At 69.2% G+C, this 13,070-nt stretch carries 10 protein-coding genes; 7 read left to right on the top strand and 3 right to left on the bottom strand.

What is annotated here, in order from left to right:
• The 4 genes from AC07Z7_RS18435 to alkB form a co-directional block, all read left to right on the top strand.
• The coding region (locus tag AC07Z7_RS18435) for a DEAD/DEAH box helicase (RefSeq protein WP_494767194.1) at window positions 1-2,564 on the top strand (2,564 nt) is incomplete at its 5' end.
• 263 nt (window positions 2,565-2,827) lie between these two features.
• Window positions 2,828-3,967 carry a bifunctional DNA-binding transcriptional regulator/O6-methylguanine-DNA methyltransferase Ada gene (gene ada / locus AC07Z7_RS18430; protein ID WP_494767193.1) on the top strand — a complete coding sequence of 380 codons (1,140 nt, stop codon included), beginning with the start codon at window positions 2,828-2,830 and terminating at the stop codon, window positions 3,965-3,967.
• Complete coding sequence (locus AC07Z7_RS18425; protein ID WP_494767192.1) at window positions 3,964-4,722, top strand: 2OG-Fe(II) oxygenase; 759 nt, start codon at window positions 3,964-3,966, stop codon at window positions 4,720-4,722. Before ada ends, AC07Z7_RS18425 begins: the two co-directional genes overlap by 4 nt.
• Window positions 4,723-4,888: 166 nt before the next feature.
• Window positions 4,889-5,545, top strand: a complete 657-nt coding sequence (gene alkB, locus AC07Z7_RS18420; RefSeq protein WP_494767191.1) for a DNA oxidative demethylase AlkB — start codon at window positions 4,889-4,891, stop codon at window positions 5,543-5,545.
• Between the two features lie 19 nt (window positions 5,546-5,564).
• Here alkB and AC07Z7_RS18415 read toward each other — a convergent pair whose 3' ends face one another.
• A complete protein-coding gene (locus tag AC07Z7_RS18415; RefSeq protein ID WP_494767190.1) occupies window positions 5,565-6,623 on the bottom strand; it encodes a DUF3592 domain-containing protein in 1,059 nt (352 codons plus the stop codon).
• Window positions 6,624-6,725: 102 nt separating this feature from the next.
• Window positions 6,726-7,109: a hypothetical protein gene (locus AC07Z7_RS18410; protein WP_252660741.1), complete on the bottom strand. Its 384-nt coding sequence runs from the start codon at window positions 7,107-7,109 to the stop codon at window positions 6,726-6,728.
• Window positions 7,110-7,314: 205 nt separating this feature from the next.
• Between AC07Z7_RS18410 and AC07Z7_RS18405 the strand changes: the two genes are divergently transcribed.
• From AC07Z7_RS18405 to AC07Z7_RS18395, 3 genes are all read left to right on the top strand, one after another.
• On the top strand, window positions 7,315-7,998 hold the full coding sequence (locus AC07Z7_RS18405; protein ID WP_494767189.1) for a response regulator transcription factor: 684 nt from the start codon (window positions 7,315-7,317) through the stop codon (window positions 7,996-7,998).
• The gene (locus AC07Z7_RS18400; RefSeq protein WP_494767188.1) at window positions 7,995-9,503 is read left to right on the top strand and encodes an ATP-binding protein; all 1,509 of its coding nucleotides are present in this window, start codon (window positions 7,995-7,997) and stop codon (window positions 9,501-9,503) included. The genes AC07Z7_RS18405 and AC07Z7_RS18400 overlap by 4 nt, the downstream gene beginning before the upstream one ends.
• 117 nt (window positions 9,504-9,620) lie before the next feature.
• Window positions 9,621-10,112 carry an EVE domain-containing protein gene (locus AC07Z7_RS18395; RefSeq protein ID WP_494767187.1) on the top strand — a complete coding sequence of 164 codons (492 nt, stop codon included), beginning with the start codon at window positions 9,621-9,623 and terminating at the stop codon, window positions 10,110-10,112.
• A 46-nt stretch (window positions 10,113-10,158) separates the two neighbouring features.
• On the opposite strand, the gene AC07Z7_RS18390 is transcribed toward AC07Z7_RS18395, so the two are convergent.
• The gene (locus AC07Z7_RS18390; protein ID WP_494767186.1) at window positions 10,159-12,999 is read right to left on the bottom strand and encodes a sensor domain-containing diguanylate cyclase; all 2,841 of its coding nucleotides are present in this window, start codon (window positions 12,997-12,999) and stop codon (window positions 10,159-10,161) included.
• Window positions 13,000-13,070 lie beyond the last annotated feature (71 nt).

Below are 13,070 nucleotides of genomic sequence, written 5' to 3'. Positions count from 1 at the left end.
GGCTCACCCTCATGACCCTGGGCCGGGGCGACGGCCTGCTGGGCATGGCGCCCCAGGGCAAGCTGGGGCCGCGCGGCGACAGCGTGACCCTGGCACAGATCGACTGGACCTACCGCACCGACACCGGCGCGCAGTGGGAGACCGCCGCGCCCACCTCGGTGCTCAACGCCCGCCCCGCGCCCGTGCAAGACCTGTACGACACCGGCGGCCCCGTGCTGCGCATGCAGCGCAACCTGGCCGCCGAGGCCGACGCCATGGACCGCGTGTGGGACCTGGGCCTGACCCCCGTGGACCCCAAAAGCCTGCAGTGGCGCCACCGCGCGGCCGCCGCCACGCTGGGCCCCGTGTGGACGCTGGCGCAGGAGGCGCACTTTGGCGACTTCTGGGCCGACATGGTGCCGCAGCTGCGCGCCGAGGGCTGGAGCGTGGTAGTGCACCCCGGCTTTGCGCACGAAAGCGTGCCGGTACAGCGCTGGAAGCTGGTCATCGCCCCCGACACCGGCGAGCTGCTCGCCAAAGAGGTAGACGGGCCGCTGGGTACACGCCAGCGCCCCGTGCAGAAGCTGCACCTGCCCGAGCGCGAAGGCGCCTGGCTGCTGAGCCTGGGCATCGAGATCGACGGCGTGGTGCTGGACCTGGCCCCCATGCTGGCCGACCTGCTGCGCCGCGACGTGCGCTGGCTCAACGCGCGGCAGATGGCGGCCATCGACGACATCGCCATCATCTCGCTGCGCGCACCAGGCGGGCGCCGTATCGACGCACCCGCCGGGCCGCTCAAGGCCATCGTGGGCGCCATGGTGGACCTGTTGACGGACCCCACCCGTAAACAGCTGAAGGACGGCGACCCGCTGCGCCTGGGCGCCTGGGAGGCCCGGCGTATCGAGGCCCTGCGTGCCGGGCTGGTGCAAGCGCACCGCGTAGGCACCGTCAGCGGCTGGAGCAACGACTGGCAGCTGCAGGGCGACGCGGGCCTGGCCCAGCTGGCGCAGCGCCTGCGCCGCATCGGTACACCGCAGCCCGTGGCCGCGCCGCAGGGCCTGCAGGTGCAGCTGCGCCCCTACCAGCTCGACGGCCTGGCCTGGCTGCAGTACCTGCGCACCCAGGGCCTGGGCGGCATACTGGCCGACGACATGGGCCTGGGCAAAACCGCGCAGGCGCTGGCCCACGTGCTGACTGAAAAGGAGGCTGGCCGCCTCACCCGCCCTGCCCTGGTCGTGCTGCCCACCTCGCTGCTCTTCAACTGGCAGGCCGAGGCCGCGCGCATGGCACCGGGCCTGCGGGTGCTGGCCCTGCATGGCGCGAGCCGGGGCCAGCGCTATCTGCAGATTGCCGACCATGACCTGGTGCTGACCACCTACCCGCTGCTCTGGCGTGACGTGGATGCGCTGGCGGCAGAGCCCTTTCACCTGCTGATCCTGGACGAAGCCCAGATGGTGAAAAACGCAGGCAGCCGCAGCGCCCGCGCCCTGCGCAAGCTGCAGGCCCCGCACCTGCTGTGCCTGACGGGCACGCCGCTCGAAAACCACCTGGGCGAGCTGTGGGCGCAGTTCGACTTTTTGATGGCCGGCTTTCTGGGCGATGTGCGCAGCTTCAATACACGCTGGCGCAAGCCCATCGAAGAGAACGGCGAAACCCTGCGCGCCCAGCTGCTGGCCCAGCGCGTGCGCCCCTTCATCCTGCGCCGCCGCAAGCAGGACGTGGCCACCGAGCTGCCCCCTCGCACCGAGACCATCTTGCGCGTGCAGCTGCAGGGCAAGCAGCGCGAGCTGTACGAGGCCGTGCGCACCACGGCCGACAAGCAGGTACGCCGCGCGCTGGAGCGCCAGAGTTTTGATGGCGCGCAGATCACCATCCTGGATGCGCTGCTCAAGCTGCGTCAGGTGTGCTGCGATCCGCGCCTGGTCAAAGGCGCGAAGATCCACCCCGGCACCGAGCGGGCCAAACTCGAACTGCTGGCCGACATGCTGCCCGCCCTGGTCGAAGAAGGCCGCCGCGTGCTGGTGTTCTCGCAGTTCACCGAAATGCTGATGCTGGCCGCCGAACAGCTGGACGCGCTGGCCCTGCCCTACCTCACTCTCACCGGCCAGACGCCACCGGGCCAGCGCGGCGCGGTGGTAAAGCGTTTTCAGGCGCAGGACGCGACCAGTGCGCCCGTCCTGCTCGTCAGCCTCAAGGCCGGCGGCACAGGCCTCAACCTCACAGCCGCCGACACCGTGATCCACCTCGACCCCTGGTGGAACCCCGCCGTGGAGGAGCAGGCCACCGCCCGCGCCCACCGCATCGGGCAGGACCAGCCCGTGTTCGTCTACAAGCTGGTGGTGGAAGGCAGCATCGAGGAGCGCATGCTGGAGCTGCAGGCGCGCAAGGCCGCCCTGGCCAGCGGCGTGCTGGGCCACGACGCGGCCGGTGCGCTCAAGTTCAGCGAGGCCGATCTGCAAGCCCTGTTGGCGCCACTGGCCGAGCCTGCCGACAACCCGCTCGCCATTCCGGGTGAGTATGCGAAACGTTGGGGTGGCACCGGCCAGCGCCGCCCGCGCCCGATGCAGCCACCAGAATATGAATAAAAATGGCCTCTACCGCCTGATAGGAATTCCTTTGTAGCTATCAAAACAGTAGTATTTGATGGGCGAACAAGGGCAACCGACGGCGCACCCAGTCGAGGTGCAGAATTCAAAAGCAAGCTTCGGAGTGCGCTCCGCGCGCGCCGTTTCTACAGTGAGGGCATCGCAACGCCATCTGTTCGCACCCCGTGTGTGAACAGGTTCTTTTCGGAGCCCTCAGCATGCAAGCCCTAGCCACCGCAGTTTCTTCACCACCCCCACTGCCCATGCCCACCCGCCCGGCCCCCCGCCGCACCCAGTCAGCGCAACAAGCCGCAGCCACCCAGGCCGACCCGCGCTGGGCGGCGGTGCTGGCGCGCAGTGCGGCGGCAGACGGCAGCTTCTGGTATTCGGTGTTGTCCACGGGCGTGTACTGCCGCCCCAGCTGCGCGGCGCGCACGCCCCGGCCCGAGAATGTGCGCTTCCACGCCAGCTGCGCCGACGCCGAAAACGCAGGCTTTCGCCCCTGCCAGCGCTGCAAGCCGCAGCAGCCCTCCGCGCAGTCGCACCATGCCGAATGGGTGACCCAGGCCTGCCGCTTCATCGAAGCCGATGCGGCCGAGGGCCGCGCACCCACGCTCGATGCGCTGGCCGCCCGGCTGGGGCTGAGCAGCTCGCACCTGCACCGCATCTTCAAGCAGGCCACGGGCCTCACGCCCAAGGCCTACGCCGCCGCGCACCGCGAGCAGCGCGTGCGCAGCGCACTGGGGCACACCACCGATTCGGTCACCGAGGCCATCTACGAAGCGGGCTACCAGTCCAGCAGCCGCTTCTACGAAAAATCGGCCCAGGTGCTGGGCATGACCCCCGCGCGCTACCGCGCAGGCGGCGCGGCGCAGCGCATCCACTTTGCCGTGGCGCAATGCTCGCTGGGTGCCCTCCTGGTGGCGCACAGCGGCCAGGGCTTGTGCGCCATCCTGCTCGGCGACGACCCGGATGTGCTGGTGCGCGATCTGCAGGACCGGTTTGCCCAGGCCCAACTGGTGGGCGGCGATTCCGGTTTTGAATTGCTGGTGGCCCAGGTCGTGGCCTTTGTCGAGGCGCCGGGGCGGGGGCTGGATTTGCCGCTGGATGTGCGGGGCACGGCCTTTCAGCAGCGCGTGTGGCAGGCGCTGCGCACCATCCCGCCCGGGCAGACCGCGAGTTATGCCGAGATTGCAGCGCGCATCGGCGCCCCCGCCGCCACCCGCGCGGTGGCGCAGGCCTGCGGCGCCAACGCGCTGGCCGTGGCCATCCCCTGCCACCGGGTGGTGAGGAGCGACGGCGCACTCTCAGGCTACCGCTGGGGTGTGGAGCGCAAGCGTGCGCTGCTGGAGCGCGAGTCCGGCGCCGCCGCACCCACGCGCCTGCAGGAGAAGGCCGCATGAGTGGCTTGAGCGCCCTGCCCCACAGCACACCCGGGGCCACCAGCCCCTGGCCCGGGCGCGTGGTCGCGCTCGACTGGGCCCAGGCCACCGACGACCTGCACACCCAGGGCCACACAGTGCTGCCGCAACTGCTGAGCGCCGAGGAATGCACGGCCCTCGCCGGGCTCTACCGCCAACCGGGCCCACCTCTGTTCCGCAGCCGCGTGGTCATGCAGTGCCACGGCTTTGGCCTGGGCGAGTACCAGTATTTCAGCTACCCGCTGCCGGACATGGTGGCCGGGCTGCGTGACGCGCTCTACCCGCAACTGCAGCCCATCGCCAACCACTGGAATGCCGCCATGGGCATCGACGTGCGCTACCCCGCGCAGCACGCCGACTTCATCGCCCGCTGCCATGCGGCCGGGCAACTGCGTCCCACGCCGCTGCTGCTGCAGTACGCACCGGGCGACTACAACTGCCTGCACCAGGACCTGTATGGCGAGCATGTGTTCCCGCTGCAGGTGGCCATCCTGCTGTCGGAGCCCGGCCGCGACTTCACCGGCGGCGAATTCGTATTGACCGAACAACGCCCCCGCATGCAGTCGCGGGCCGAGGTCGTGCCTCTGCGCCAGGGTGACGCCGTGGCGTTTGCCGTGCACCACCGCCCGGTACAGGGCACACGCGGCACCTACCGCGTGAACCTGCGCCACGGCGTGAGCCGCGTGCGGTCAGGGCAGCGTCACACAATGGGCATCATTTTTCATGATGCTGAGTAGGTGGTAGATATGCACCCCCTGAGTCGCCTTCGGCGCCTTCACCCCTCTCTCGCTGCGCGGGAGGGGGACGCACCCGCTGGCCTGGCAAAGCCAGTTCCACGGGTGCACTCGCGGGTATCACGCCAGTTGCATCGGTATGGGGCCACAACGCCAGAACGACAAAGCCATGAACCTTGGTCTTTTTGACGACCTGCCCGCCACGCCACAGCCCCCCGAGTGGCTGGAGCCGGGTGCCGTGGTGCTGCGTGGCTTTGCCCTGCCGCAGGCAATTGAGTTGCTGCAGGCCGTCGATGCCATCACGGCCCAGGCGCCCTTCAGGCACCTCATCACCCCCGGGGGGCAGCGCATGTCGGTGGCCATGAGCAACATCGGCACGCTGGGCTGGATCAGCGACCGCAGCGGCTACCGCTACGGCCCCACCGACCCCACCACCGGCCTGCCCTGGCCACCCATGCCCGCGCTGTTTCGCCAACTGGCCCGGGAAGCGGCCGAGGCGGCGGGCTACCCCGGCTTTGTGCCCGACGCCTGCCTCATCAACCGCTACGCGCCCGGCACACGGCTGTCGCTGCACCAGGACCGCGACGAAGGCAACTACGACCACCCCATCGTGTCCGTGTCCCTGGGCGTCCCGGCCATCTTCCTGTGGGGCGGTGCCGAGCGCGCTGACAAGGCCCGGCGTGTGGGCCTGTGGCATGGCGACGTGGTGGTGTGGGGCGGCCCGGCACGGCTGCGCTTTCATGGCGTGGCGCCGCTGGCCGAAGCCAGCCATGCGATGACGGGCGGGTTGCGCATCAACCTCACGTTTCGCAAGGCATCAGGCTGATCGCCCCCACCGGCCGGGCTCAGCGAATGGGGTAACCCGTGGCGCTGCCGATGGCTGCGAGCATCCGGTCGGCGTCCTTGCGCCCCTGCAGGTCCTGCGCCACAGTGATCTTCTTGCCGCTGCGCAGCTCGGCCTCGATGCGGTAGTACACGTTGCGGCGGTTGTTGCTCTCCACCGTGTAGCTCTCCACCACACGCAGCCGGGCGATTTCGGGGCCGGGCACCTGGTGCCACTGCAGCATCAGGCCCAGCAGGCGCCGCTCGGTGCGCAGGCCCTCGTGGTCGATCTGCACGCGCAGGCTGTTGGCCAGCGCATAAAACGCGGCCACCAGCACCGCGCCCCCCACACCGCCAAACCCCAGGCGAAAAAGCCAGGGCGCGATGTCGGACTGGGCTTCCTGCTCCCAGGGCACCAGCGCGCCCACGGCCAGAAACAGCGCCCCCACCATGCCCAGCCCCAGCTTGAGGCCCCACCACCGCCCGGCCGGAAAGTGCATCTGCACCCCGCCGGGGATTTTTTCGAGCTTGCCGGGTGTTCCCGCTGCAACGGCTTTGCTCGCCTGCTGGTTGAGCGGCTTGCCCCCGCGCAGCACAAACACCAGCAGGCCCACGCCCACACCGCCAAACAACACCACAAACACCATCTTGAACGCCAGCAGCCCGGGCCGCAGGCTGCGGTCGATCACGGCATCCGCCGGGTGCGAGGGGTTGACCCAGACCTGCACCGGCTGCCCGGCACGCAGCGCCTGCTCCAGCCGCTCGCCCAGCGCCTCCTGAAAGTCGCCCACGTTGTCGCCGCCACCGCTGATGGCCACACGTTCGCCCTCGTACGCCCGGCCCGCCACCTCGTAGCGGTAGCGCGCCGTCACGTGGTACGAAGTGGATTTGCTGCTGCGGCTGCTATTCAGGCTCGCGGCCAGCAGCGTGGCGTTGACCGGCTGCCAGAACTGCATGCGCGACCAGTCGTACAGCGTGGGCAACACGCTCAGCAGCAGCATGCCCACGCCCACGGCGGCAAAAGGCAGGGCAAACAAGCCCATTACCCAAAGGCCCGGCTGTTTCTTGCCCGGTTTGTCCATCGGTATCTCCCGCACCGCACTGCGGCGGCTGGGGTGATTCTGCGGGCAAAGCCGGTCTTCTGGCCAGATTTGCAATGGCGCAGGGCTGCGAGCGTCAGCCCCTCAGCGCTCGATCACGTCGTTGTTGCTGCCATTGCGCGTGATGCGCGACTTGAACCCCACGGGCACATAAACGGTGTTGCCGCTGCCATCCAGCTCGATGCGCTCCACCGTGGCGGTCTTGAGCACAAAAATGCGGTTGTTCATGCCCGCCACGATCAGCCGCGCCACCGTGTTGCCCGCGGCCACCGTCACGTCGTTGCGCGCGCCGGTCACCTCCAGGTCGTAGATGCCGGTCTTGTCAATGGTCTTGTCCATGCTGATGCCGTCCACGGTGACCACATGCCCGTCGTCCGACGTGCCGCCGCAGGCCGACAGCACAGACATGAACAAGGCGCACACCAGGTTGCGCGGCGAAAACAGGGTGATGGCGTTTTGCAGATTCATACGGAAGCCCCCAGCCGGGGGTGAAAGAAACAGAGAAGCCCGCAGTCTGCAAAGACCCGCATGAAGCCCCCATGAAGCCGCCGCCGTGCCGGGCGCCCCAGATGAAGCTTTCATGAACACCCGCTGCGCGTGCCCCCCTGCGCGGCATGGCCCGCTCCTAGAATCGCCGCGACCGCCCCATTTCTCACCCCTCGCACCCCGTCGCATGGCCAGCATCCTTCTTGTGGAAGACGATCTCCCTCTGGGCAACTCGCTGCAGCGCGTGCTCACCGTAGCGGGCCACCATGTGGTGTGGCTGCGCACCTGCGCCGATGCACGTCGGTTTCTGCAAGAACAGACCTTTGCCCTGGTGCTGCTGGACATTGGCCTGCCGGACGAGACGGGGCTGGACCTGCTCGCCTGGCTGCGCGCCCAGGGGCAGGCCACGCCAGTGATGCTGCTCACCGCCCGCGACAGCGTGGGCGAGCGCGTGCTGGGGCTGGACGCTGGGGCCGACGACTACCTGGGCAAGCCGTTTGCCATCGAAGAGCTGCTGTCGCGCGTGCGGGCCCTGCTGCGGCGCCACAGCGGGCAGACCAGCAGCGTGTGGCAGATCGGGCCGCTCAGCATCCACACTGCGCGGCGCAGGGTGCAGGTGCATGGGCAGGACGTGCACCTCTCTGCCCGCGAATACGACATCCTGCGCGCCCTGGCCGAAGACCCGGGCCGCGTGCTCACCCGCGCGCAGATCGAGGCCAGCTCCAGCCCTGCCGACACGCTGGACAGCAACGCCACCGACGTGCATGTCTACAAACTGCGGCGCAAGCTGGGCAACCACCTCATCAGCACCGTGCGCGGCGTGGGCTATGTGCTGGAGGCGCCCACACCCGCCATGGACCCGGCACCATGAGCGCAGCCGCCATGCACGCCGCACGCGCGGCCACCACGGCAACGGCCCCCGCCGCACCCCGCCCGCCCTCGCTCATCCGCCGCCTGATCGCCTGGCAAGCGCTGGCCCTGGTCGTGGCCTGGCTGGCGCTGGCCTCGGTGATGACCTGGGTGGCGCTGGAACGCAGCCCCGAAGACATCGACACGCGTCTGCGCGAAACCGCCCGCATCCTGGCCGAGGCCGCCGCTGGCCCCGAGGCCACCCTGCCCGCCCGCATGTTGGCCGCCCAGGGCGCGTTGCTGCGCATCACCGGCCGCGACCTGCTCGGCATGGCGGGCCTGACCCACACCCGCGTGTTGAACACGCAGGGCCAGGTGCTGTACCGCAGCAGCGAAGACGTGCCCTGGCCGGACACCGCCACGAAAGCCACCACAGAAACCGCCCCGGCCCCACCCGGCAACCCGCCCTGGCACCTGCACACCCAGGCCGCCAGCGACGGCAGCGTGGTGGTGCAGGTGGCCGAGCCCGGCGCGCTGCAGCTGGCCGCGCTGCTGCCCGTGCTGTGGCTGGTGCTCAAAAGCCAGCTGGGCGTGTTTTTGTGGCACGGGCTGGTGGTGTGGGTCACGGTGCGCAGCGGGCTGGCGCCGCTGCGGCAGCTGGCGCAGCGCATCTCGCGCCGCCGCGCGGGCGACCTGGCGCCCGTGCAGGTGGACAGGCTTTATGCCGAAACCGCGCCCGTGGTGCACGAACTCAACGCCCTGCTCGCCCACGAGGCCCAGCGGCTGGAGGCCGAACGGCGCTTTCTGGCCGATGCCGCGCACGAGCTGCGCACCCCACTGGCCGCCATCAACGCCCAGGCCCACCAGCTGCTCACCGAACCCGACCCCGCCGCGCGGGCCGATGCTGCCCACGCGCTGCAGCAGGGCATCACCCGCGCATCGCACCTGCTCACCCAGCTGCTGACCCTGGCCCGCGCCGACGCCGCCGCCCAGCCCGCTGCCCCGGCTGTGCACCCCACGCTGGACCTGGCCGACCTGCTGCGCAACCGCGTGGCCCTGCTCGTGCCCCTGGCACGCGCACGGCGCATCGAACTGGCCCTGAACGCCCCCGACCACCTCAGCGCCCAGCTGGACCGCGAAGGCCTGTGCTCCGTCATCGACAACCTGGTGGACAACGCCATCCGTTACGGCGTGGCCGGTGGCAGCGTGGAGGTGACCCTGGGCACGGATGACGCAAGCACCTGCGGCCCTATCGTGCTGCTGGTGCAGGACAACGGCCGGGGCATCGCCCCCGAACACCGCGCCCGGGTGTGGGAGCGCTTCTACCGCGTGCCCGGCACCAGCGAGGCGGGCACGGGCCTGGGCCTGGCCATTGCACAGCGCGTGGTGCAGCGCATGGGCGGCACCCTGGGCTTTGCCGACGGGCTGGGCGGGCGCGGCGTGGGCCTGCGCTGCGTGCTGCCGCGCGAGCCGCTGACCGCGCCGGGGGCGTTGCCCGGCACGGCAGCAGCGGAAAAATATGAATAAAAACAGGCTCTACCGCGCGATGGATATGCCCAACCAGCTATCAAAATAAAAGCAACCCAACTCCGGTATCCACTGCGCAGCCCAAAAGTCGTAGTTGCCCTTTGCCAGAATGGCGCCATGAACGCCACCCCACACCGCCCGCCGCGCTACTGGCTCATGAAGTCCGAGCCCGAGGAATGCTCCATCGACGACGCCCTGGCCGCCCCCAATGCGACCGTGCCCTGGACAGGGGTGCGCAACTACCAGGCGCGCAACTTCATGCGCGACGAGATGCAGGTGGGCGACGGCGTGCTGTTCTACCACTCCAGCTGCCCCGAACCCGGCATCGCGGGCATCGCCCGCGTGGCCAGCAGCACCCGGCCCGACCCCACGCAGTTCGACCCCGCCTCGCCCTACTACGACCCCAAATCCAAGCCCGACCAGCCCCGCTGGCTGCTGCTGGACGTGCAGGCCCTGCGCAAGACCCGGCTGATCTCTCTGGCCGAGCTGCGCGAGCACCCCGACCTGGCCCCCATGCGCGTGCTGCAGCGGGGCAACCGGCTGTCGATCACGCCGGTGGAGGTGGCGGAGTGGGAGGCGATCACAGGGCGGCTGCTGGGAGGCCGCTGAAAGAACCTGCCAGGCCAGTACCCGCCGGGCCGTTTTGGGGTTGTGCTCACCGGCTGCGCTCGGCCGACACATGCCCCTTGTTTTCGTACATGGCGTGGTCGGCGCGGCGCAACAGGTCGGTGGCGTTGGTGCCGTCCTGGGGGTAGATGGCGGTGCCCACGGCGGCAGACACCCGCACCACGCGGCCACCGCCCAGGTCGATGGATTGTTCGATGGCCTTGAGCACGCGCTCCATGGCCCGGGTGATCTCGGTGGGGTCGGTGACGGCGGTGAGCAGCAGCACAAACTCATCGCCGCCGATGCGCGCGGCGGTGTCGTTGGCGCGCAATTGCTCTTGCAGGCGCTGGCCGGTCACGCGCAGCACCTCGTCGCCCATGTCGTGGCCGTACTGGTCGTTGATGGGCTTGAAGCCGTTGAGGTCCATGTAGCACAGCGCGGCCATGCTGCCGGTGCGGTCGCACAGGGCCAGCGCCTGGGCCACACGGTCGGCCAGCATCAGGCGGTTGGGCAGGCGGGTCAGGCTGTCGTGGAAGGCGATGTGCTCCACCTGCTGCTGGTACTGCTTCATGGCCGTGATGTCCTGCATCAGCCACAGGGATTCACCGTCGGCGTTCAACGCCACGCCGTTCACGTCGATCCAGACTTCTTCGCCATTGAGCTTGCGCATGCGGCGCTGCTGGCGGTAATGCTGGCCCGAGGCCAGCACGGCATAGGCTTCGCGGCCAAAGGCCAGGAAGTCCTCGCGGCTCACATACATCTCTTCGGTGGTGCGGCCCTGCAACTGGCCGGGGGCGTAGCCAAAGATGCGCTCCAGCGCCGGGTTGCGCCACAGGATGACGCGGTCCTTGATCTTGGCAATGCCGATCAGGTCGTTGTGCAGCATGGCCTGCTGCTCCTCGTTGAGGGCATGCAGCGCCTGCCGCGCCGCATGCAGCTCCGACACGTCGTACATGATGGAGCGGCTCATCACAAATTCGCCCGCCGCATCGCGGATGGCGGTGGCGGACACACACACGCGGCGGGGCGCGGCACTGCGGCCCAGCAGGGTCAGCTCCAGGGGGCCGATGTGTCCGGTCTCCTTGAGGATGGGGAAGTACCTGGCGAACTGCGCCTTGCCTTCGGCATCAAAAAAATCGGCCACCCCCAGCTTGCCCACCACCTCCTCGCGGCTTGCGCCCAGCCAGGACAGGGTCTGCTGGTTGATGTGCACGTACTTGCCGTCGCGGTCGAGCGCGTAGTAGCCGCAGGGGGCGTTGTCGTACAGGTCCTGGAAGCGCTCTGACGCGCGGGCCAGGTCGGCCTCCAGCTGGCGGCGCTCGGTGATGTCGCGGCCCACCGATTGCCATTCCACCAGCTGGCCGTCTTCGTCAAACAGTGCCCGGTTGCTGAACTGGCACCAGCGCACGGCGCCGTCGCCTGCAAACACCCGGTTCTCGACCACCACCACCGGGTTGGCGGGTGTGACGGTGGCCAGCTTCTGCGCGACCAGCGGGTAGTCGTCCGGATGCACCACGGGGGCCCACACGCGGCCCAGCAGGTTCTCGCGCTTGAAATCGAACAGCCTGCAAAAGGCGTCATTCACAAAGGTCAGGCGATTGCCGCTGTCAAAGCGGCAGATGATCTCGGTCTGGTCCTCCAGGATCGAAAGGTAGCGCTGCTCGCTCTGGTGCAGGGCCTCGGTGCGCTCCTGCACGCGGTGCTCCAGGTCGGCGTTGGCGCGCTCCAGCGCGGCGCGCCCATCGATCAGGCCCTGGGTCATGTTCTGCAGCGCAGAGCGCAGGTGCTGGAACTCCACCGTCTCGGTCTTGAAGTCCAGCGCCACAAACCGCCCGGTGGCCTCCACCTGCCGGGCCGCTTCGGCCAGCTTTTCCACCGGCTGGCTGAAGCGCCGCGCGGCCCAGTAGGCCACGCCCACCAGCATCACGGTCATCAGCACCAGCATCACGGCCACGATGCTGTGCAGGCGGTTGATGGGCTGCAGCGCCAGGTCCAGCGGCTGGCGTGCCACCAGCAGCCAGCCCAGGTCGGTGATGGTCTGCGAGGGCACGGGCACCAGGCCAGTGAGGTAACGCTGGCCCGGCGACTCGCCCCAGGACATCACCTGAAACCGCCCCTGGCTGGGCAGGATGGGCAGCGCAGAGCGCGGCAGCTCGACGGCCCCGGCCGCATTGAGCACGCCGTCCTTGTTGAGCAGCAGCACCTCCATGCCGCTGCTGGCCACCGCCCCGGGGCTGGCGCGGCGGATGATGTCCTGCACCCAGGCCCAGTTCACGTGGGCCGAGATCACGCCCTTGAAGACGGAATCCTGCCCGCGCACGGGCGAGGCGTAGTCCATGAAACGCAGGGGCACGCTGCTGCCGGGCTCGCGCAGGTGCTTGTCCAGCAGCACGGCGTCGTGGGCGTCGCCCACGTAGGGGCCGTTTTTGCCCGCATGGAACCAGGGCCGCTGCGACACGTTCTGGCCCAGCAGCAGGTTGCCGGTGGCCACCTGCACCACGCCCGCCTCGTCGGTCAGGCCGAGCCACGAATAAAAGGGGTAGGACTGCCGGATCTGCTCCAGGTGGGCCTGCAGCTGGGGGCCGTGGGCCTCGGGCCGGGTGACCATGGGCAGGTGGCTGAGCAGCGAAATTTCGCGCTCGCGCTCCAGCATGCCCTGCGAGAGCGCCAGCGCGATCGGCTGGCTGGCATTCATCAGCGACTGGCCGCTGAGTTCGGTGAGGTGGCGGCTCAGCACCTCGTCGGCCACAAAACCGATGGCCAGGCCCGTGAGCACGGCCGTGCCCCCAAACAGCAGGGTCAGCCGGGCGCGGGTGGTCTGCAGCCAGTGGGAAACGTGGGACACGATGGTCATGAAAACGGCTGCGGCTGCAATTTCTGTGGTGAACATTGTGGCACCGGGGCATGGCGCCGAACCGCGTAAAACCCCTCGTGCAAACCCGTGGCTGCTGGAGCTTCGTG

This window comes from Acidovorax sp. GW101-11A03 (assembly GCF_059424825.1).
Note: the sequence above shows the minus strand (reverse complement) of the source record. Positions and strands in the feature narration are given on the sequence as shown.

Coding starts and splice junctions, on each gene's coding strand:
- AC07Z7_RS18425 (WP_494767192.1), top strand. CDS start 3,964: ATGAGTGGCTTGAGCGCCCTGCCCCACAGCACACCCGGGGCCACCAGC.
- AC07Z7_RS18400 (WP_494767188.1), top strand. CDS start 7,995: ATGAGCGCAGCCGCCATGCACGCCGCACGCGCGGCCACCACGGCAACG.
- AC07Z7_RS18405 (WP_494767189.1), top strand. CDS start 7,315: ATGGCCAGCATCCTTCTTGTGGAAGACGATCTCCCTCTGGGCAACTCG.
- ada (WP_494767193.1), top strand. CDS start 2,828: ATGCCCACCCGCCCGGCCCCCCGCCGCACCCAGTCAGCGCAACAAGCC.
- AC07Z7_RS18395 (WP_494767187.1), top strand. CDS start 9,621: ATGAACGCCACCCCACACCGCCCGCCGCGCTACTGGCTCATGAAGTCC.
- AC07Z7_RS18415 (WP_494767190.1), bottom strand. CDS start 6,623: ATGGACAAACCGGGCAAGAAACAGCCGGGCCTTTGGGTAATGGGCTTG.
- alkB (WP_494767191.1), top strand. CDS start 4,889: ATGAACCTTGGTCTTTTTGACGACCTGCCCGCCACGCCACAGCCCCCC.
- AC07Z7_RS18390 (WP_494767186.1), bottom strand. CDS start 12,999: ATGTTCACCACAGAAATTGCAGCCGCAGCCGTTTTCATGACCATCGTG.
- AC07Z7_RS18410 (WP_252660741.1), bottom strand. CDS start 7,109: ATGAATCTGCAAAACGCCATCACCCTGTTTTCGCCGCGCAACCTGGTG.